This is a genomic window from Asaccharospora irregularis DSM 2635, from assembly GCF_900129815.1.
Taxonomy (GTDB): domain Bacteria; phylum Bacillota; class Clostridia; order Peptostreptococcales; family Peptostreptococcaceae; genus Asaccharospora; species Asaccharospora irregularis.
This window is the reverse complement of record NZ_FQWX01000004.1, coordinates 33,826-55,527: the sequence shown is the minus strand read 5'-3', so window position 1 is coordinate 55,527 and position 21,702 is coordinate 33,826. Positions and strand designations below refer to the sequence as shown.

The 21,702-nt window shown below is 28.0% G+C and carries 21 protein-coding genes and 5 tRNA genes; 4 read left to right on the top strand and 22 right to left on the bottom strand.

Features of this window, described 5'->3' with window-relative positions; all coding sequences use genetic code 11:
• Nucleotides 1–187: 187 nt before the first annotated feature.
• The 4 genes from BUB34_RS03190 to BUB34_RS03175 all read right to left on the bottom strand — a co-directional run bounded on the left by BUB34_RS03190 (nucleotide 188) and on the right by BUB34_RS03175 (nucleotide 4,009).
• Nucleotides 188–994, bottom strand: a complete 807-nt coding sequence (locus BUB34_RS03190; RefSeq protein ID WP_242948816.1) for an ATP-binding cassette domain-containing protein — start codon at nucleotides 992–994, stop codon at nucleotides 188–190.
• A 191-nt stretch (nucleotides 995–1,185) separates the two neighbouring features.
• Nucleotides 1,186–2,481, bottom strand: coding sequence for a hypothetical protein (locus tag BUB34_RS03185; RefSeq protein WP_073124172.1), 1,296 nt, complete (start codon nucleotides 2,479–2,481; stop codon nucleotides 1,186–1,188).
• A gap of 3 nt (nucleotides 2,482–2,484) precedes the next feature.
• Nucleotides 2,485–3,411, bottom strand: coding sequence for a glycosyltransferase family 2 protein (locus tag BUB34_RS03180; RefSeq protein ID WP_073124170.1), 927 nt, complete (start codon nucleotides 3,409–3,411; stop codon nucleotides 2,485–2,487).
• Nucleotides 3,412–3,811: 400 nt separating this feature from the next.
• The gene (locus BUB34_RS03175; protein ID WP_073124168.1) at nucleotides 3,812–4,009 is read right to left on the bottom strand and encodes an ATP-binding cassette domain-containing protein; all 198 of its coding nucleotides are present in this window, start codon (nucleotides 4,007–4,009) and stop codon (nucleotides 3,812–3,814) included.
• 553 nt (nucleotides 4,010–4,562) lie between these two features.
• Between BUB34_RS03175 and BUB34_RS13200 the strand changes: the two genes are divergently transcribed.
• Both BUB34_RS13200 and BUB34_RS03170 read left to right on the top strand, forming a co-directional pair.
• On the top strand, nucleotides 4,563–4,715 hold the full coding sequence (locus tag BUB34_RS13200; protein ID WP_159430049.1) for a hypothetical protein: 153 nt from the start codon (nucleotides 4,563–4,565) through the stop codon (nucleotides 4,713–4,715).
• 150 nt (nucleotides 4,716–4,865) lie between these two features.
• Nucleotides 4,866–5,207: a hypothetical protein gene (locus tag BUB34_RS03170; RefSeq protein WP_073124166.1), complete on the top strand. Its 342-nt coding sequence runs from the start codon at nucleotides 4,866–4,868 to the stop codon at nucleotides 5,205–5,207.
• 1,138 nt (nucleotides 5,208–6,345) lie between these two features.
• Here the strand turns inward: BUB34_RS03170 and BUB34_RS03165 are convergent.
• The 5 genes from BUB34_RS03165 to BUB34_RS03145 all read right to left on the bottom strand — a co-directional run bounded on the left by BUB34_RS03165 (nucleotide 6,346) and on the right by BUB34_RS03145 (nucleotide 10,728).
• Entirely contained in the window at nucleotides 6,346–6,894 is a 549-nt protein-coding gene (locus BUB34_RS03165) for an SF0329 family protein (RefSeq protein WP_073124165.1), read from the bottom strand.
• Between the two features lie 44 nt (nucleotides 6,895–6,938).
• Complete coding sequence (locus BUB34_RS03160; RefSeq protein ID WP_073124163.1) at nucleotides 6,939–7,493, bottom strand: DUF3885 domain-containing protein; 555 nt, start codon at nucleotides 7,491–7,493, stop codon at nucleotides 6,939–6,941.
• Between the two features lie 376 nt (nucleotides 7,494–7,869).
• The gene (gene rlmH, locus BUB34_RS03155; protein ID WP_073124161.1) at nucleotides 7,870–8,349 is read right to left on the bottom strand and encodes a 23S rRNA (pseudouridine(1915)-N(3))-methyltransferase RlmH; all 480 of its coding nucleotides are present in this window, start codon (nucleotides 8,347–8,349) and stop codon (nucleotides 7,870–7,872) included.
• A gap of 11 nt (nucleotides 8,350–8,360) precedes the next feature.
• Entirely contained in the window at nucleotides 8,361–9,158 is a 798-nt protein-coding gene (locus BUB34_RS03150; protein WP_073124159.1) for an MBL fold metallo-hydrolase, read from the bottom strand.
• Nucleotides 9,159–9,255: 97 nt separating this feature from the next.
• Nucleotides 9,256–10,728, bottom strand: coding sequence for a M1 family metallopeptidase (locus BUB34_RS03145; RefSeq protein WP_073124158.1), 1,473 nt, complete (start codon nucleotides 10,726–10,728; stop codon nucleotides 9,256–9,258).
• 194 nt (nucleotides 10,729–10,922) lie between these two features.
• Here BUB34_RS03145 and BUB34_RS03140 point away from each other — a divergent pair, with 194 nt between their 5' ends.
• Both BUB34_RS03140 and BUB34_RS03135 read left to right on the top strand, forming a co-directional pair.
• Nucleotides 10,923–11,978 carry a DnaD domain protein gene (locus tag BUB34_RS03140; protein ID WP_073124156.1) on the top strand — a complete coding sequence of 352 codons (1,056 nt, stop codon included), beginning with the start codon at nucleotides 10,923–10,925 and terminating at the stop codon, nucleotides 11,976–11,978.
• An 8-nt stretch (nucleotides 11,979–11,986) separates the two neighbouring features.
• On the top strand, nucleotides 11,987–12,979 hold the full coding sequence (locus BUB34_RS03135) for an ATP-binding protein (protein ID WP_073124154.1): 993 nt from the start codon (nucleotides 11,987–11,989) through the stop codon (nucleotides 12,977–12,979).
• 90 nt (nucleotides 12,980–13,069) lie between these two features.
• On the opposite strand, the gene BUB34_RS03130 is transcribed toward BUB34_RS03135, so the two are convergent.
• The 13 genes from BUB34_RS03130 to BUB34_RS03070 form a co-directional block, all read right to left on the bottom strand.
• Nucleotides 13,070–13,807 carry a hypothetical protein gene (locus BUB34_RS03130; RefSeq protein ID WP_073124152.1) on the bottom strand — a complete coding sequence of 246 codons (738 nt, stop codon included), beginning with the start codon at nucleotides 13,805–13,807 and terminating at the stop codon, nucleotides 13,070–13,072.
• 10 nt (nucleotides 13,808–13,817) lie between these two features.
• Entirely contained in the window at nucleotides 13,818–14,138 is a 321-nt protein-coding gene (locus BUB34_RS03125; RefSeq protein WP_073124150.1) for a PadR family transcriptional regulator, read from the bottom strand.
• 164 nt (nucleotides 14,139–14,302) lie between these two features.
• A tRNA-Thr gene (locus BUB34_RS03120) sits at nucleotides 14,303–14,378 on the bottom strand.
• A 16-nt stretch (nucleotides 14,379–14,394) separates the two neighbouring features.
• Nucleotides 14,395–14,471: transfer RNA gene (locus tag BUB34_RS03115), tRNA-Asp, on the bottom strand.
• Nucleotides 14,472–14,478: 7 nt separating this feature from the next.
• A tRNA-Val gene (locus BUB34_RS03110) sits at nucleotides 14,479–14,554 on the bottom strand.
• 5 nt (nucleotides 14,555–14,559) lie between these two features.
• Nucleotides 14,560–14,634 (bottom strand) — tRNA-Glu (locus BUB34_RS03105).
• Between the two features lie 5 nt (nucleotides 14,635–14,639).
• A tRNA-Lys gene (locus BUB34_RS03100) sits at nucleotides 14,640–14,715 on the bottom strand.
• Nucleotides 14,716–15,076: 361 nt separating this feature from the next.
• Nucleotides 15,077–16,969 carry an FtsX-like permease family protein gene (locus tag BUB34_RS03095; protein WP_073124148.1) on the bottom strand — a complete coding sequence of 631 codons (1,893 nt, stop codon included), beginning with the start codon at nucleotides 16,967–16,969 and terminating at the stop codon, nucleotides 15,077–15,079.
• Nucleotides 16,956–17,711: an ABC transporter ATP-binding protein gene (locus BUB34_RS03090; RefSeq protein ID WP_073124146.1), complete on the bottom strand. Its 756-nt coding sequence runs from the start codon at nucleotides 17,709–17,711 to the stop codon at nucleotides 16,956–16,958. The genes BUB34_RS03095 and BUB34_RS03090 overlap by 14 nt, the downstream gene beginning before the upstream one ends.
• Nucleotides 17,712–17,876: 165 nt before the next feature.
• Entirely contained in the window at nucleotides 17,877–18,893 is a 1,017-nt protein-coding gene (locus BUB34_RS03085) for a sensor histidine kinase (RefSeq protein ID WP_073124145.1), read from the bottom strand.
• A complete protein-coding gene (locus tag BUB34_RS03080; RefSeq protein ID WP_073124143.1) occupies nucleotides 18,890–19,567 on the bottom strand; it encodes a response regulator transcription factor in 678 nt (225 codons plus the stop codon). The genes BUB34_RS03085 and BUB34_RS03080 overlap by 4 nt, the downstream gene beginning before the upstream one ends.
• Before the next feature lie 227 nt (nucleotides 19,568–19,794).
• A complete protein-coding gene (locus tag BUB34_RS03075) occupies nucleotides 19,795–21,084 on the bottom strand; it encodes an adenylosuccinate synthase (RefSeq protein WP_073124141.1) in 1,290 nt (429 codons plus the stop codon).
• Between the two features lie 84 nt (nucleotides 21,085–21,168).
• Nucleotides 21,169–21,501, bottom strand: coding sequence for a hypothetical protein (locus tag BUB34_RS03070; protein ID WP_073124139.1), 333 nt, complete (start codon nucleotides 21,499–21,501; stop codon nucleotides 21,169–21,171).
• Between the last annotated feature and the right edge of the window lie 201 nt (nucleotides 21,502–21,702).

Below are 21,702 nucleotides of genomic sequence, written 5' to 3'. Positions count from 1 at the left end.
TAGCTTTCTAAAGGTACTCCACCCCTTAACTACACATTTTAATATAACGTTTTCCTAAGCCCCAAGATTTTTTATGTGCATACAGTAAATGTAGCATGTTTTTATTTAGTTGTAAATAAATACTCAAATTGTCATAAAATTTTTAATATTAATTATTAAATTAATCAATATTAAAGTAAGTTTTAACTTATATTTTATCATTAAACATTTTTAATTTTGTTAAAATTAACTCATACTCCTTCTCGTACTCAGCTTTTTTATCAATATTACTCTCAATACATAGCATTGAAATTATATTGCTCATCCTATTTTCTAAAATTAACTTTTCCTCATAATTTTTTTGATTAGATTCCTTTAATTGTCTATTAATTTTATTTTCTATATACTCATTAAAATATCTAAACGCATTTTCTCCATTAGAATATCCTCTGACATTATTCATTAAGTTTTCACGTACAAACTTAGATTGAGTCTTACTTTTAACATTATTAACTCTTTTTAATTCATCGTAATCCTCTAGAGAACTCATTTGAAAACTAGATCCTTTAATTTCTAAATATTCTTTGAAAAGTTCTTCTCTTTTTTGATCAACCCCTTGGTTAATATTTCTAATATTTAACATATAGTCAAATACATCATCGCTTGTTATAATTCTACTATTTTCAGGGATTTTATCTTCAATATACATTTCACATATATTAACATAATCTAAGTAAAAATCGGACTTATTATAAATAGAGTCTCTGTCTACCTGTGTTTTTTCTGCTATAACATTTAATGCTGTTGATTTGCCCGATCCATTTCCTCCGTACAATATAGTAATTGGTTCAAAATCAATTCTTTCAAATCTATTTTTTGATAATATTTTAAATGGATAGAACGAATCATAGCAAGTTCTTTTTTGTTTTATTATAAAAACATCTAAAGCTTCTTTTCTCAACAGAAGAGATGGTTGTTTATTGTTTGAGCAAATCCTATTTTTTATTTTAATCATAAGTATAGCCCTTTCCGGTTTTTATATATATTATATATTGTAACCATCTATTACTCAATAAATAGAAAAAGCACTATCTCATGGAAAGATTAGTGCTAATTTCTTAATATAATTTTAAAATTTTTATTTCTCTAACCCTCGCATTTAACAAACTCTATAACTACCTTATTTCTATATTAAATTTAAATATATTATCTCTTAGCATGTTTTTTAAAAATACTTTTAATCCTCGATGTATCTATTGAGTAAGCCATAAATGTTAACAATGAAAATACTGTTACACCTAAGCTTCTATAAGTAAACCAAAAATGCATATATGAATGGTTCTTCAATACTGAATACCATATAAATGGATATACACTTATTATAAGCACAGGAATCATATTAATTATTTTATTTTTTTTATAAATAACTAATAGTACTAGCCATAAAACAAGTGCCGCTAAAAATATCTTTATTGTAAAATCATCAAATATTAACTCTGTATTTTTTTGTATTACTTCATGTCTATTTAGTACTGTATTTGCTGCTACTGAAGATGTCCTAACCAATATTTGTGATAACGACTCTTTTATTATGTTTCTTCTAAGCACAATACTTGCTAATACCCATTTTGATGCCCAAGTTACTGCGTATCCTAATGTCCATATAGTAGACAATTTTATTATATTTATAAAGTTTTCTATAAATTTACTTTCACTTTCTTCCAACAAAATATATGTTATTAATGGTATCCCTAATGATAAAATAGGTGTTGTCAATAAATCCATAAAACTAGTTACAGAACCTATTGCAAAAAAAGTATATATACTTAAATCATCCTGCTTTATTTTTTTATGATAAATAAGTACTGCTATCATACTAAAAAACGTTACATAAAACATATTTGAAAATTGAAGTGACATAGGAGCTATAAGTATCTTTATTGCAATCATAGTTATTAGGAAGGTAAATGAATATTTAGCCCCAAGTTCTCTTTTTATCAAATAGCAAACCAACATAAAAACAGCCATTATCATAAATGAGTTTAGGTATCTTATCTCCTCGTAATTAAACTTTGTTAGTAATGGTCTAAGAACTATCAAATATCCATGCCAATATCTACTGTATGAACCCCGCTTCGCACTATCACTATCTATTGTTTTAGCTAGGTTGTCTATTTTACTCTCAATCTCCTTATCATTTTTAAATGAATTCTCAAGTGCAGACTTTATTGGATGACTATTGTCACCACCTATGGCTATACTCAACATCCATGAATCAGTAAAATTATCTAGTTGGTTAGAATAAGAATCCGACATTACCTTTGGATACAATCCCTCATACTTAAGTAGTGGTATCGATTCTCTAGTATGGTTGATTATGCTTTTATTAGGTATAGCATATGATAAAGACATAGTTAATAAAAATATAACCATCAGGCTAATATATAAAAATGATAATTTTTTAGTTTTTCCTAAGATATTTTTTGATTTATCTAAGTCCATATATTATTTATCACCTTTCTCTAATAAATTCATTGCTATTTCATAAAATTGATCTGAGTGCTTCTTAACTGTATCTAGTATAAACCCACACGCTAACGATACCAATGCAGATGTCATAAGTCCAATTGATACTATTAAAGTTGGGAATTTGGCTACTAATCCAGTTTTTATAAATCCTAAAAATACAGGTACAAATGCTAATACACCTATTATAAATAATACAGCTGAGATACTTCCAAAAAATGATAGTGGTTTGTAATCTTTGTATAAATTTAATATAGTTTTTAGTACTTTAAATCCATCTCTAAACGTGTTTAGTTTTGACTGACTTCCATCCGGTCTATCTCTATAATCTATCTCTACTTCTCCGATTAAAAATCTTTTATCTAATGCATGTATACTCATTTCCGTCTCTATTTCAAAACCTTTAGATAAAACTGGGAAAGATTTTACAAATTTTCTATTAAACGCTCTACATCCTGTCATTATATCTTTTATATCACTCTTAAATATTTTATTTATCAAAGCTCTAACCAATCTGTTTCCTGTATTGTGAAACGGTCTCTTATTTTCCGTAAAATACGTACTCGATAGCCTATCCCCTATCGCCATATCCGCCTTTCCTTCCATTACAAGTTTTGCAACATTATATGCATCCTTAGCAGGATATGTATCGTCACCGTCGACCATTATATATACATCCGCCTCTATGTCTCTGAACATACTTCTTACTACATTGCCTTTGCCCTGGCGATATTCTCTAACGACTATAGCTCCCTCTTCTCTTGCTATTTGTGCAGTTTTATCTTTTGAGTTATTATCATAAACATAAATATCAGCATCTGGAATTACATTTTTAAAATCATTGATAACTGCTTTTATAGTCAATTCCTCGTTATAACATGGTACTAATACCGCTATTTTTTTCATATAATCATCTCCTCCAAATTAAATTTTTAATGTCTTTTTATTTTTAAATACAATTAATTTTCTAAATATTAAAATTAAGAATTACAACCAATGTACTGATTATTATTTATACTATTAACCATTTACTAGCAATAAGTTTGACATTGCAAGCATTAATACAAGTTAAATTACTTCTGGTTATACTCCAAAAGTCTGTTGATTAATAATAACTTGTAGTTATTTGAATATATAATTATTCCAATAATTTGTATTTTGCTTATAGAGCTACCTTGTTGGACTTTTATGCTTTTACAAGGGCTATTATATCACATATCTACTCTAATTTTGATTAAGCGAGTCTTTTAGTTATTTTTATATATAAAGATTATTGTACTATTATAACTTTAACTTAGTAAGCTTACTAAGTTATTTTTGAAAAATTAAATGTATAGGTATTTATTCCTCCAATCACACTTAAAAAAGTAGATTTTCCACAACCGCTTGGACCTATTATACTTACTATTTTACCTTTTTTAATATCTAGGTAAGTAGAGTTCAAAACTCTTTTTTTCTCTTTATTGTTTTCAAACTCAACTGTGATGTCTTTTATTTCAAGCATAGTTTCTCTTAATAATATTCATCTCTACTTAATATAAGGAGTTAAAAATTTAAATACTCCCTGTAAAATTAAATCATAAATCCTGCCCCATATTGAAATATCTATCATGCACACTATTATAATATCTACATTTCCAAGCATCCTAAAGTCCATCATTACAGCTCCAAGAACTCTAGATGCATGTATTAGAATTTCATCTACATCGCTTCACCCCTAATAGTATTTACATAAACCGGCAAAAATGCAGCTAATGCTATTGAAAAACCTATACTCACTCTGAATAGATTAGCTGTGGAGTGTTGGTGTACCTTTTCCCGGAACCCTTACCATAAGTCCAGATACCTTAGTCTTTTCTTTTACTATGTTTACAATAAAAAAATAACTAACTAAAACTAAAATAGCTCAAAAGTTGTTTAGATATAGTATAGTAATATATCTTGTTGTCGAAACTTAGATTAATTTCATCTATTATTATTTTTATATCTTCTACAATTTATGTTATAGTAATTAACGTATAAAAATGAATTTATTGGTATATATAGGAGAAATTATGATGAGTAAAAAGTTAAAGTCAATAGTAATTATAACAAGTACATTAGTATTTACTATGGTAGGTTCTTGTTTTGGGTATAATTCAAGTTTTAGCAGAACTTTTAACAATGGAAACTATATTAATGGGCGAACAATGGGAAATATTACAGCTTAGAGGCTAAAAGTACTACAATAAAAAGCATATTAACACTCTTAGTTTCTGTAATTTTATATTTTGCAATATTTGCTTTTAAGTTTAGGAATAAAACATTTATCTAGTTATTTTTATTAGTAAATGATTAAGAAAGGGTGAATTTAGTATACTATGAAAAAAAATAATAACTTTAAAATTTTGATTGTGCTATCAATATTTCTAGCTTGTTTTATATTCTATTTGTGGAGATTTTCTCCGTTTTTACCCCATATAAATAGAAATAATGATGAAAGTTTTACATATAATAATATTAACTATTCAATCTATTCTGAGCCTGATTTTATGGAAAAATTTCAGGATATTAAAAGGGGAAAAAAGATAGCAATAATTAATAAGCAGGGAGACCTTCCTAAATGTACTGTTTATGAGGCTATAGGTGAAAATGCAGACAAGGTACTTATTGTACACGAAGAAATAATTATGTCGATTGACTCCTATTATGTGGCAAAATAAGTATAAAATATATGATAGAATACAGCTTATTATTAATATGTTAAGTTTTTTGGAACTATAGATAGTGTAAAGTGAGACTGTAAAAAACTTTCCGCCAGTTTCTAAGAGATAGAGACCATTTTTCGGTTACTTTAAGCATTGTTGGGTGAGCTTGTTCTTCGTTAGAAGCATGATAAATTGATTTTATATACTAGTTTAAATCTATATAATCATCTATAAGAGCTATTTATCTTAATCAACCTAATCTAAAAAATGATTCTGAAAAAAACTTATGTAAAGATATTCTTTTAAAGCTGACAAATATTGTTCTTTTATCTGATAGTGTTCCTTTAGTAGAATATATAGAAAAACTTCTTCCTCAATTAAAAGCCGTATCTTTTATTAGTTATACCGCTTTTATGTTTTAAAACACATTCCCTTACTTATGTTTCGTTCTCCGTACTAGTTCTAAAGAAAGCTTTTTAGTAAAAAATATCTTAGAACAGATTTTTGAGTTCTAAGATATGAATTAATTAAGCATTTTATTTTTTAATTACTCTATTTTTTATATAACATAATTTGATTTGAGATATGTTTCAAAAAACTTCTATTTTCTATTAATTCATTATCTACAAGTTTAAAAGTAATATGTTCCAGCATCTTTTGTCCAATAGCTTTTACTAAAGCTTCGCCCTGAACATGACGGTGTTACAGTTAAAGTTCCTAAATCTGTCATAACACCCTTTGATACTGAATATCCAACTCCACTTTAAGAATATTTTGCATTGTTCCACTAAGAAAATCTTTTAATTCATCTTGTAATCCTCAGCACTTTGAATATCATATTCTTCAATTAATCCTCCTATTATACTTTTCTTTCCTTCACTTAGTTTCTCTTTTTTCCATAGTAAAACAGACTCGTATAATAATTTAATATTATCATAGAAATCTGTTAATTTTGTAATTTACAGACTTTTTTTCACATGCTCGCTGAAATGCAATATTAATTTTTACTTTTTAAGGTACGATTTCACATCTTATATTTGACTGATTTGTAAATATCTTTGTTATACAAAAAATATAGAGTTAGACAATATATATCGTCTAACTCTATATTTTTATAAATTTATGTACATAATATTATCTATATTTAATAACTTTAATAATAAATATTTTCAGAGTCTAAGCGTAGTTTGTAGAAGAATTGTAACCATTTAGGTTGTGTATCAACTTCTTTGGCTAATTTTTTAAGTGTTCTTTTTCCTATACGTCTATCCATTACAGCAAACATCCTAACAATTGGATTTTCCGATACAATACTTTTCACGATAGGTAATTCTTTATATTCTCTAATTGCATCTGTAATGTTATAAATATCAAAATCTCCATTATTTATTGATATATTTACAACTTCATCTTCAATCACCTTATTTTTCTCATCATATAAACAATCTTCATCTATCCATTCTCTCTCTGGAATATCAAGTTCCTGTTTAGCCAAATATTCTAAATTAGGATATCCCTTCACATAATATGCATATGGATTTGCCATAGCATACTCATTTTTATCAACCCTCACGCAAAACCTCCCATAATTATCTGGTGCTCCATGATAATGTGTTAAAAAATACTGAACACGACCTCTCAAACTTTCACATAAAAATTCTTCTTCTAATTCTTTCCTTAATCCAGTCCATGATTTACCCATATACCCCTCCTTATATTCTATATCTGATAGTTACTATTTAAATATTATATTTTTATTTGCTTTAACTTTTCTATAAATGTGCAATTATTAGAAAATACATGAATTCCCCTGTCATCATAAAGAAAAAATACATTATCTGTTTCTTTATCTATTATATAAACTGCACAATCAAGCTCAGTATTATCTCCTATATCAGAAACAATGATCCCTCTAAAAAGTTTTTCAATATTTATTCTATTTGTTTCCCAAACATACCGTGTTCCATAATATTTTTCTTCATCATCAATCCATTCAAATGGGAAAGTAGTACATTCAGTAGACCCCAAACACATTTCAACAAATTCATTTTCTCTTTTTTTAGACTCATTATATTTGTCTTCATATATAACAGCTAAATTATCTGAAAAATTACAATTGCTCCATACTTTACAAGCACAATCTATACATGAATCAACATATTTATCTCTATAAATTAACTCTTCATTTTCTATATCTCTAACATCATAGTATGGGTTTTCATATGGTAATATTTCAAATGATATGTAGTCTTTTGATTGAAAACAATACGCAACTGTCAATTTATCCAAATAAAATTTCATTACTCAACCTCCTCCATTTATATAAACTTACTTTATTAATTTTTATTATAGTAACTTAAAATATTACTTAATATCAACCTTTATATACTATATATAAAGATTTTTTTAATAATTTTAAACTTCATAATTATTGTTACAATGAAAAAGCAAGTAGTTTTAGCCTCTACTTGCCTTTTATATTTATATATCAAGGTCATATGATAAAATTTTCATATTCATTTTTTGAAAATCTACTTCTGACAAGTTATTATTTCTTAACATCTCTACAAGATATGTATCTCTTCTTTTTTCTTTAGTTCTTGGATTTATTCCTTTTTTAACATTTGAAAATCTAATCCCATTTCTTCTTTATCAAAAATAAACAAAAATTTTGCAGCTACTTGTGATACGGTTCTCCCTTATTAATCCTAAAAGCCCTATAAACCTGTTCCAAAAGAATCAGCCTCATCAACTGATGAGGAAAAGTCATCTTAGAAAAAGATAACTTATAGTCAGCTCTCTCTAGAACCTCATCAGATAGCCCCAAGGATCCTCCTATAACAAAAGTAATATGACTATTGCCCCTAACGCCCAAACTCTCAATAGTGCTAGCCAGTTCTTCAGAAGACAAGTTCTTTCCGTCTATCGCAAGGGCTATAACATAGCTATTTCCCTTTACCTTACCGAGAATCTTCTTTCCTTCTTTATCTTTTATCATTTCCATCTCTTTGTCGCTTAGATTTTCTGGGGCCTTCTCATCATCCAATTCTATAATTTCTAGTTTACAGTACTTAGACAATCTCTTTTTGAATTCATCTATTCCCAACTTCAAATATTTCTCTTTTAATTTTCCTACAGTAATAATATTTATGTTCATTATTTTCTCCTCTATTTAAGATTATAGACATGAGAGGCACTATCTCTTAACAAGACATCCAACTTAACATCTTGTCCTACAAACATATCATTTTGTGATAATATTCCCTTAGATGTTTCATATGCAAGCTCTGGAAAATTATTTTCTTTGCTTAAATGGGCTAGAAGTATAGATTCTGTCCCTTCTTTTATTAAATCTACACAAAAATTAGCCGCATCTTCATTGGATAAGTGTCCTGTATTTGATACTACCCTCTTTTTTAAAGAATAAGGGTATGACCCCATCATAAGCATATTATGATCATAATTTGATTCTAATACTACCAACTTAGATTTATATAAATGTCTTTTTAAATTATCCGTTATACACCCTATGTCTGTTGCTATGGACATTTTTTCATCATTTCCTGTATAAAAATTATATCCTACAGCATCGGCTGCATCGTGTTCTATTGAAAATGGTCTTATTATTATATCCCCAATAGAATATGTTTTATCATTTTCAAACACTTTCATATTTTTATCTTGTATATCACCTAGCTTGTCCTTCATAGAACACCATGTCTTTATATTTGCAAATATAGGTATATCAAATTTTCTAGAAAGTATACCTGCTCCTTTTATATGATCTGAATGTTCATGTGTTATAAATATTCCTTTTATTTTATTAGCCTCAACCTCTATATCCTTTAGGGTTGTTGCTATTCTCTTTCCACTTAAACCTGCATCTACCAATATATTGGTATCTTTATATCCTACATAATGACAATTTCCGCTACTTCCACTTCCTATAGAACAATATTTCAGCATTTTTTCACCTCTTTTTCCTATGCTCATAAATTATATTATACCAAAAAAACAGGACATTAAATATTTTTTAACGCCCTGCATAGTTTTTACCTATTATTTACTTGTGTTTACTGATAATTTTATTTATATCTACTCCCTTACTTTGCCATAGCTCTGCGAATTTTGCACCATTTACATTTTCATACATATACTTGCTATAGTATTCTTTTAAAGTATCAAAAAATACCTTATCTCCTACTTCCTTTCTTATCTCATTGAATATAACAGCTCCCTTTGTGTATACATTTAGGCTATATTCTGTAGAATTTCTGTATTGGTTTGTTGCCTTAAATATATTTTCACACAGATAGTTTTTAGACTGTACTTCCATTGTTTTTATAAGCCTATCTGCTGTTTCTTTTCCATATTTCTTTTCAAAATAAAGTATTGTAGAGTACTCTGTCAGGGCCTCATCAAGCCAAGGTTCACTTATTTCATCATTTCCTACAACTGAATACCACCATTGATGTGCTGTTTCATGTGCAATGACATATTCAAGTAAAAATTTACTTCTATCACTATATAAACTTTCATCAATCATAACAAGCGTAGGGTACTCCATACCACCAATATAAAAATCACTTGCTACTACTGAGTATGTATCATATGGATACTTCCCAAATAAATCACCAAATATAGCTATTGAGTCTTTGGCAATTTTAGTAGATGTCTTAGCATATTTTTTATTTAAACTATATGTACTTATTGCAGTCCCATTGTAATCTGTCTTATCTACAACAAACTTTTCACCTAGTATAAATGCAAAATCCCTTACCTTAAGAGCCTCTATTTCGTAAAGTGTTTTTTCGTTATCATTTTTTTCATTAATTACTTTTCCTGTAGAACTTAATTTATACTTTCTTGGTATCAACATTTTTATATGAAAATTACTAGTCTCACTATAAAAAGGATCCCCTAATGTTTCATATCCTTTTAAATTCCATCCTCTTTCATCATACACACAAGCTATAGGAAACCAATTAGTGACATTTATAGTATTTTCCCCATATCCAAACCTACCTAGACAATTAGGGAGTTTTATATTATACTTCATATCTATTGAGATTTTTTGATTTGGTTTTAATTTTTCTTTTAAAGTTATCTCTAATAAATCATTTTTTTCTCCCTTTACTTCATACTTTAGCCTTTGACTTTTATTTAGAATATTTTTTATATCTATATATCCTTCATTGAATCCATTTGGATAGGCCTGCTTCATTTCATTTTTTTCAAATGGAACAGTTTCCTTCCTTAAAAATGCATTTGGATATATATGAAAATATAATTTATCTAAGCTAGTTTTTGTGTTATTTGTATAACTCACATTTTGGTTACACATTACCCTTTTTGTTTCATCGTCAAAAATTATATCCATGCTATACTCATTTATTTTTTTGTTATTTTGCAGCCCATAGGTTTTTACAACTTCATTATTGTTTCTGAGTAAGTGTACACCTCCTCCTAAAATTAACACTGCACAAATTGCAATACATATTAGCCTTCTCACTCTTTTACTAAAATTTATAACCAACTTATCCCCTCCTGTTTACATGAATAATTTTAATAAATATTTGTAATATAATCTTATAGCTGTTTTGTGATATAATTTGAAAATATACTTTTGTGTTACAATCATTCTTATGGGCATCAATTTTTAAATGATGTTTTTTTGGTTGCATCCAATTGTAATGTCAAAAATGATATAATTTAATCTGAGGTGATAAAATGTTTTTTAAAGAGATTAACGAAATAGATTTAGGTGAAATCACTATTCCTAATATCTTCATAGATATATTTATGCCAATGGCGGACGGGTTATACGTAAAAGTATATCTTTTGGGGTATAAGCAGGCTTGTGATTATAGTTCAAATCCTAGATTTGACAACAACTCAATAGCTAAAAATTTAAATGTCCCGCTATCTGATGTTCTCTTGGCATGGGAGTTCTGGGAAAGCAAAAAAATAATTAAGATACATAGAACCGATGGTTCTGATGAATTCAACTATTCAATAGAATTCCTTGATTTAAAAAGGGTTTATATGGAAAACATAGTTATTGATACACCTTCTATAAAATCTAGTTCAGATAGAATTGTTCATAGTGCTGAAAATCCTAGTATTAGAAAAATGTTTAATTCATTAAACAAAATCGTAGGTAGATATCTTGATCCTAGTGAAAAAATATCTCTTATGGAAATTATGGACAAGTACAACATGAGTCCTGATATGATAATATGTGCTTATGAACATGTAAAAGAAAGAACTGGAAATTCTAAATCTGTTAAATATATAGAAGGAATTATAAGAAATTGGTATGATTCCAACTTATATACACCTCAAGATGTTAAAGATAGTTTCGCATTAAGAAGTGAACGACAGATGATGTATAGAACGATTTTCAATGAATTAGGCTTTTCAAGGCAACCATCTAGATCTGAAAAGCAGATTATGGACGAGTGGATTGACAAATTCCAAATGGATATAGAGGTTATACTAGAAGCTTGCTCAAAATCCAAAAATGTATCCAATCCTTCTATATCTTATATAAATGGAGTGGTTAAAAGTTGGAATAATTCTAACATAAAAAACCTTAAAGATCTTCAAGAAGCAGAAGACCTTCTTAATTCAAAAGATAAAGTTAAAAAGAAGAACACTTCTAATAATAATACTGATGTTTTTAAGAAAACTAAGTTTCATAATTTTAATGAGACTTTTACCCAATATACACCTGATGAATTAGATGAGATTATCAAAAAAAGTCAAAAAGAAAAATTTAGGTAGGTGATTAAATGAATGAAAGTAAAATCAGAGATATACTTCTAAAATATGAAAAAAGAAGAGATAATAATGAACTCTGTTTAGAGAATAGAAAAAAAGAAGTTTATGAAAGAATACCAGAAATACAAAATATAGAAAATAAAATCGCTAAAATAGGACTTAGATTAACCAAAGCCGTCCTTTTAGACCCAAAATCTAGAGAGGAGATTGTATTAAAATCTAAAGATGAAATAGCTGAACTTAATTTAACAAAAAGTACATTATTAAATAATTATGGCTTTCCTGATGACTACTTAGAAATGAAATTTACTTGCGAAAACTGCCAAGACAAAGGGTTCTTGCCTAGTGGTGAAAAATGTAATTGCCTAAAGCAAGAAATAATAAATGAGGCATATAAAATGTCTAATTTAGATAAAGTTTTAAGTCAGGAGAACTTCTCTAACTTTAATTTGGATATATTTTCTCCTAATAAATCTAATAATAATGGCATATCTCCTAGAGAAAATATGCTTAATACACTTTCTATCTGTGAAAAATTTGTATTTGACTTTGATGTAGATAATAGCGAAAATTTATTATTCTATGGATCCACAGGTGTAGGGAAAACATATATGTGCAATTGCATAGCCAAAGACTTATTAGATAAGGGATATGTTGTTATATACCAGACATCATTTAAAATACTAGAAATAATAGAAGATTATAAATTTAGAAGGGACGACAACTCAAAAGCAAGTAATGAAAACTATAAAAATTTGTTTGAATGTGACCTTTTAATAATAGATGATTTGGGAACCGAATTAAACAATTCATTTACAAGTGGAGAAATCTTTAATATAGTTAATACTAGATTAATCTCGGGCAAGAAAATTATTATATCAACAAACTTATCTCCTTCTCAGATAGGAAAAACATACACTCAAAGAACTTTATCAAGAATCTTGGATAAATTCAGGGTCATAGAATTTATAGGGAACGATCTAAGATGGGAAAGATTCAAGTAATTCTAAAAAGGAATTATAACATCATGATTTAATATTATTGATGTTATAATTCCTTTTTATTTGCACATTAATTTTTATTTATCTTAAGTTTTATGCCTTTTCTCTTGTCATTCTTTTAGATTCTAAAACAGTAAAAACTAATCCTAATATTGGTGAAACTATTCTTAGTACACTATTGTCTGCAAGATTTATACTTGTAAAATTCGATATGATAACTCCTACATACCATATAAAAGGAAGCATCAAAATCCATGTATCTATTTTTTTTGAAATTATAAATAAACTTACAAAAAGTATTATTATTATTAAATTTACTATTAGTCTATTTAAAACTATTGTTTGATCCATGCTTCTTCCTATCAATCCTACAACTACTAGGCTAGCTATATTTAATATGAAAATTACAAACAAAGATATAGTCCATTTCTTATCTTTAAATGCAAATTTTCGAGATGAGTAAAATATAAGAAACAAAGTAATTAAAAAGATTATTGGGGTAGCTGCTGCCTCAACTAAAGACATAGTAAATACTTTATTGTCTATCCCCCCTAAAAATATCCAGGCTCCAAATCCCAAAATAAAAATAAATGCTGTTTGTAATACATCTACTTTATCAAATGAAATTTCCTTGGCTACTGATTTTGCATACTCCTCTGGTGAATCTCCAAAAATATCTTTTATTGTCTTTCCTTCCTTTTCTCCTAAAATTAGATGTTCCTCTGCCTCTTGTATAAATTCCTTTATCTGTTGTTCACTTTTACCTGTGCTAAATAGATATAAATTTAAATCCTCAATAAATTTTTCTCCTTCTTTAGAAATATTACTCATAAAATCCCTCCTACTTGCTTTCTAGCAACTTATTTACACTACCAGAAATATTTTTCCATTCTTTTATAAATAAATTTAATTCTTCTTTACCATCTTCTGTCAAAGAATAGTACTTTCTCTTGGGTCCACTATCAGATTCTTTAGTTGTTGTTTTTACTAAACCATTTTTCTTCATTCTTATCAGTAAAGGATATATACTTCCCTCACTAACCATATTAAAACCATATAGCTCTAATTTTTTTGTCATTTCATATCCATATACTTCTTCTTCCGATATTACAGCTAATAAACAGCCTTCTAATATTCCCTTTAATATTTGAGTTGAGTTCATCATCACCCTCCTATGTTGTAATACAAGATAGCTAAATAAAATAATCTTGAACTGTTTTATAAATATATTATAAAACTATCTATCTTGTTTTGCAAGGTATATTTTTATATAATTATTTTATATTAAACTAAAAAAACTCTTAGATAAAATCTAAGAGTTTCCACTGGAGCTGGTGATAGGAATCGAACCTACAACCTGCTGATTACAAGTCAGCTGCTCTGCCAATTGAGCCACACCAGCATAATACAGTTTTTATTGGCGACCTGGAAGGGACTCGAACCCTCGACCTCCAGCGTGACAGGCTGGCATTCTAACCAACTGAACTACCAGGCCATATAAATGGTGGGATTAACAGGGCTCGAACCTGTGACCCCCTGCTTGTAAGGCAGGTGCTCTCCCAGCTGAGCTATAATCCCACAAATGGTGACCCGTAGGGGAATCGAACCCCTGTTACCGCCGTGAAAGGGCGGTGTCTTGACCGCTTGACCAACGGGCCATAAATGGTGATCCATCCGCGACTCGAACGCGGGACACCCTGATTAAAAGTCAGGTGCTCTACCGACTGAGCTAATGGATCATACGTCTTTTTTTCGACTTTTTTCGAGTTTTCTCTCACTCACAAATATTATTATATATGCCTGTGGTTTTTTCGTCAATACTTTTTTTGATTTTTTTTTATAATTTTATTTTAATATTACTATAAATATATTCCAAGACTATCCATTTCTAAAATATAAATTGAACTTATAAGTCTAAAACCATTGAAATTCAAATGATTTTCAATGAAGCAAACATTACACTTAAAATTAAGTTCTTTTTAAAATAAAAAATTTTGTATGAATAAAAAAAGTATTCCCTTACACCAAAATATATAAAAATTTACTATGCATTATAAAGAATCTGGTGTTTAGGTAATACTTTTTTAAATGTTTGTAATTTTATTTTGTTATATCAATATATTTTTTAGCCGTAATTAAATAATATGCTGAGTAGATTATTGAAAAAGCTACTACAGTTACTAATATAACTAGCCTTCCATCCTGATTAAATAGTTTGCTTATAGCATAACCTGCGACACTGCTGTGTACAATAGCTATTAAAATCGGTAATAAAAAGAATATACCAACTTGCTTAAATATAGCCTTATTTATATATTCCTGACCTGTACCTATCTTTCTTAATGTATCAAATCTTTTCTTGTCTTTGCTTGCATCTGATATACATTTAAAATACATTATACTGCCCACAGATACTACGAATACCAAGCTCATAAACAGGCCCATAAAATATATAGAATTTATGAAATTGTATGAGTTTTCATCAAAATTATCTACACTATATACTTCTATATCGCTACTATTTTTTATATACTCAGAAATTTTTGAAGTATTATCAAAGTTTTCTAGAGTTATAGCTTTTACCTGTGATATTTTTGCATCTGATAGTTTCTCGCTAAAATATCTATAATCATCGTCATTTACAATTAATACTGCTCCCTCATTAAATCTTCCAAATAGATTTAATGTGTGTGCATCTACTATTTTCACATTTTTACCTGCTATATTTAGATTCACCTTAAAGTCAAACGCATTTATTAGAGCTCCTGGTATAGCAAAAAACGCCTCATTATCTTTTAATTCTCTCTTTAATAATTTATCTTCATTTTCTAATTTTCTAAACTTAGATATATTTTCTACATCTGAATACTTCATAATCCAAACATCATCTATATAAGGTATTTTTTCCTTAGAATTCGAACTTATACTATATGGTATAAATTCTGCTGATAATTTATACTTGACTTCCTCCTTAGATATTTTTATTGCATTGTCTACAATATCATCATTGCTATTTGAAATATACGTCATACTGTATGGATACTCTGCTTCCTTACCTTGAGTAAACAATGATTTCATAGTTATTGAAACTATTATACTTGTTAAACAGCAAGTTATTAAAACTGCCACTTGTGCCAAGGTTTTGTTATTATCTCTTATCCTAAAAATAATATTATTAAAACTCAGTATATTTGTTCCATTGTATAATATTTTCTTATTTTTTATTATTTTAGATATAATAAATGTAAAAAATCCCTTAAATAAAAACATTGTTCCTACTATTACCATAATAACTGTTAGTATTATTGCCACTGGAAAAGGTATATTAAGCTTCGTGTACTTTAATATAACTATATATGCAAATGCTATTATTATAACCCCTAATAACCCCTGTAGTGTTTTGTTTTTGCTATTGTCACTTTGGTATATATTAGTTGCATTTATAAGCTTACTTATATCAGTTCTTAGCAACTTTATATATTCAATTATAAATACAAATAAAAGAATTCCAATAAAAACTATCGCTGTAGTTATCAAAGATTCCTTAGACACTTCAAATTTCATAACAACACTTAGTTTTGATATCTTAACTAATGTCATTAGAAATACCTTGTTAACTAAAACTCCACCTATTAATCCCCCAACAAGAGATATTAAACCTATAAGTAGACCTTCCTGAGCAAATAGTAAGGCTATCTTGTTATTTTCAACTCCCATAAACGTGTATATACCAAATTCTTTTTTCCTCTGCTCTATAAAAAAACTACTTGAGTAAGATATAAAAAATACAAAAAATATAAAGAGCACAAATATACACATACCGGAGACACTAGATATTGTAGCTAAATCCTGTATTTGAGTAAATTGTTTGCTAAACATAAGTGTCATAAAATTATAAAAAACTATAATTGAAAATAACATTGAGAATATATACATTCCATAGTTTTTTAAATTTTGCTTTAAATTCATAAACGACAATTTAAAGAAGCTCATTTACTTCACCTCCCATGGAAGTTAGTAAATTCATTATATTATTATAAAAATCTTTTCTATTTCCAGTGCTATCTATCCTTGCGTTTAATTTTCCATCCTTCATAAATATAACTTTCTTGGAGTAACTAGCACTAAAAGGATCATGTGTAACCATTATTATAGTTACATCAAACTTCTCATTCATATCTTTTAAACAGTTAAGTAATTCTGACGATGCTTTTGAGTCTAATGCCCCAGTTGGTTCATCTGCAAATATAATTTTAGGAGATGTTATAAGTGCCCTAGCAGCTGCAACTCTTTGCTTTTGACCTCCAGATAACTCGTATGGATATTTTTTTAGATGACCTTCTATACCAAAAAACTTAGCTAATCTCAAAATCTCTGTTTTTATTTTACTTTGTTTTTCGTTTGCTATTACTAGAGGAAGTGCTATGTTATCTTCAATACTCATACTATCTAATAAATTATAGTCCTGAAATATAAATCCTATATTATCTCTTCTAAACTTAGACAGTTCTTTGTTTTTCATAGTACCTACATCTCTATTATCGTAGTAAACTTTGCCATTTGTCGGTCTATCTATTGTAGATAATATGTTTAAAAGAGTTGTTTTACCAGCTCCTGATGGACCCATTATAGAGATAAATTCACCGTTTTTCACCTCTAAATCTATTTCTTTTAAAATTTTAAATGTATTTTTATTCGTTTTGAAATCCTTATTTAAATTAACAACTTTTATCATTTTTTCCCCTCCAAATTTTAATAAATACTATTTTTATAAATATTTCTAGTCTTTTCAATCCCTTTATATTTAGTTGAATGAGATTTAACTTATATTTATATTCTATAATTTAAGATATCTTAATTCCATCACTTAACCTTACACTTTGGAGGGTTTTTCTTTCATTTATGTCACATTGAAGTAATCTGATAATTTGTAGAATGTAATATATACATCACAAAATTCACCTGGAGTCGATATTACTTCTATCTTGTGACTTAATTTATTTAAAATCTTCTTAGATATATAGAGACCCATTCCCGTTGACTTTGTTATCTTCCGTCCATTTTGACCTGTAAATCCTTTATCAAATATTCTATCTATATCCTGTGGAACTATACCTAGTCCATAGTCTTTTATATGTAATTCTATACCATTTTTAGCCTCTTTAGTAAATATTTCTATCTTTCCTCCTGCTTTGCTATACTTTATTGAGTTGTCTACTATAAGCTCTATTATATGGGTAATCCATTTCTTATCTGTAAGAATCGTGTAGTTTAAGTCCTGTGTCTCTATTTCTATTTTATTGTATATAAACTGATATTTGTTTTTCTTTATTACCTCTTTAACTACATTTTCTAAGTCGGTCTCCCCTATCAAGAAATCTGAACTATAGTTCCCTGCTCTACTAGAGTACATAGCCTGTTCTACAAGCCTATTTATCCTACTTACAGACGTTCTTATATCTTTAGATAGACCTGTATCTATATCTCGAATTCTTTTGCTTATTATTTCTAAAACTGAAATAGGTATTTTTACCTCATGTATCCAGTTTGTCATATAGTCGTTTATCTCCTCTAACTCTTCTTTTAAACTATATATCTCTTCGTCGTACTCTTTTACTAACTTGTCTACTTCTGTATATATTACATTTCCTTTAAAATTAAAATCTTCATCTTTTTTCTTATTTATATAACTGATGAACATATCAAATTTATTTTTATAATTAAAAAAACCTAAAACTAGAAAAATTAATATACTTATACAAACTAAAAGATCTATATATATTAGGCTCTCTAAGCTTTTTGATAAATATGGATCTAGTAAGATAACAATATTTACTATTGCCATTATAGTTACAATTAAATATAAAAATATTCTATTCTCTTTTATATAGTTGGATAAATACTCTAAAAAACTCATCTTATAATATACCCCTGTCCTTTTTTAGTTAATATAAATTCTTCTAAACCTATAGAATCTAGTTTTTTTCTAAGCCTATTTATATTTACTGTCAGTGTATTTTCACTTATAAATTCTTCACTATCCCAAAGTTCTTCTATTATATCTTCTCTGCTAACTATTTTCTCTTGATTGTCCATTAATATTTTCATTATTTTTAGCTCATTTTTTGTGAGTTCTGTGCTCTTGTCTTTATAGTATACTTTTGCTTCTACTATATTCATGGTTACCTCTTTAAATTTTATAATGTCACTTTTTAGGTTGCTATTATATGAATATGTTCTTCTAAGTATTGCCTGGACTTTTGCAACTAGAACCTGTGGAGAAAATGGCTTAACTATATAATCATCTCCACCCATATTTATAGACATAATAATATCCATATCATTATCCCTAGATGATATAAATATTATTGGAACTTTTAAAAAGTTTCTTATTTGTGAACACCAATAGAATCCATCATGTGATGGTAGGTTTATATCCATTAATACTAGCTTAGGATTATTCTCTAAGACCTCTTTTGTTATATCCTCCAGGTTATCAACCTCTTTAACCTCATAACCCCATTTACTAAGGGCCAAATTTATCTCTCTACTTAAATCTTTATCATCTTCTACTATAAAAATATCTATCATATTTATCCCCTTTCAAAAAAGAATAGTTCTCTACAAGCATTATTTATAATTATAAAGTAGCATCTTTTATTAATATCTAAGGCATTGTCAATTTTATTATATATAAAAAAGCACTTTATTTCACCTTTATATCACCTTAAATGTTAATAGAAAAAGCACCAATTAATCTATTTTAAATAAAAAACTGTCCTAAGACGACTTAATAGTCGTTTTAGGACAGTTATATACTAACAGAATATATTTTTTCTTATTATAGTTTGAGTTCTGTTTGGTCCTACAGATACCATATCTATATTAACTCCAACTAATTCTTCTATTCTAGCTATATATTTTTTAGCATTTTCAGGAAGGTCTTCGAATTTTTCAACCTTAGTTATATCTTCATTCCATCCATCTAACTCTTCATATATAGGTTCACATTTAGCTAAATCATCTAATGATGCTGGGAAATCAGTTATTACCTTATCGCCCATTTTATAAGCCTTACATATTTTGATTTTTTCAAATCCAGTCAATACATCAAGTAGCATGAAAGATATACTTGTAAGTCCGTTTACTCTAGCTGCATATTTAACTATAACAGCATCAAACCAACCACATCTTCTTGCTCTACCTGTTACTGTTCCAAACTCATGACCTTGGACTCTTATTTTTTCTCCAGTTTCATCAAGTAATTCTGTAACAAATGGTCCTTCCCCAACTCTTGTAGTATAAGCCTTTACTATCCCTACAACGTCTTTTATCATGTTAGGTCCTATACCAGCTCCTACAGCAAATCCTCCTGATATTGGATGAGAAGATGTAACGAATGGATAAGTACCTAAATCTAAATCAAGTAATGTTCCTTGAGCTCCCTCAAATAATACTTTTTTACCAGCTTTTATAGCTTCATATACTATAACAGAAGTATCAGCTACATAATGTCTTATTTTATCTGCATATTCAACGTATTCATTGTATATTGCATCAAAGTCAAACATTTCTTCTTTTCCATATATGTTTTTAACTATTTTGTTTTTAGCTTCTATTTGAGGCTTTAATTTTTTTGCAAATACATCTTTGTCCATTAAGTCACATATTCTTAAACCTGATCTCTCAGTTTTATCCATGTAGCAAGGACCTATACCTTTTTTAGTAGTCCCTATTTTGCTATCTCCTCTAGCTTCTTCAGATAAAGCATCTAATTCTTTATGATAAGGGAATACTACGTGAGCTCTGTCACTTATTTTTATATTGCTAGTATCTATGTTATCTTTGTTAAGCATTTCTATTTCATCTAAAAAACCTTTTGGATCAAATACTATTCCGTTTCCTATTACATTGATTGTTTTTGGATTTAAAACACCTGAAGGGATTAAACGTAATGCGAATTTCTTTCCTGATACGACTAAAGTATGTCCAGCATTGTTTCCACCTTGACCTCTTATAACTACGTCAGCTTGTGTAGCAAGGTAATCTATTACTTTACCTTTTCCTTCATCTCCCCATTGAGATCCTACTACTGCAACTGTTTTCATGTAATTCACCTCTATTTAATTATTATATATTCGAACACTATACTTGTTAATTTTATCAAACATTCGATATATTTTCAAACCTTTTTAATTTTTTAGTATTTTTAATATGTAATTTTCTATATCAGATAGATTTTTTATCTTTTTTATATTCTCTTCTTCTCTTTTAATTTTGTCTATTAATTCATCAAATTTTTCGGTATTATCTACTTTTAAAATGCCAATAGTATTACCTATTGACGTGTTTAACATACATATTTCATATTCATTTCTTATCATTCTAGCATAAAATACTATCGTTTCTTTTATATTAAGATCAACGATTCTAAATAGATTTATTTCTCTAATTATAAATACAGTTTCAGGGTATATATATTTTATATTTATATCCAAATTCCTCAACTCCATTGATAGTTTCAAACTACCTCTTTATTATTGATTTACTGTGTGATTAATATACAAAATTAATGCATTAATATAAAAATTATAAAGGGAGCTACAGCTCCCCATATCTTATCAACAGTTATCAACACCCACATGTTGATAATGTGGATAACTTCATCCTTTATTTTTCAATATTTATAAGTTGTTTTCTACAAGTATCCACATTTTTTTCCAAAA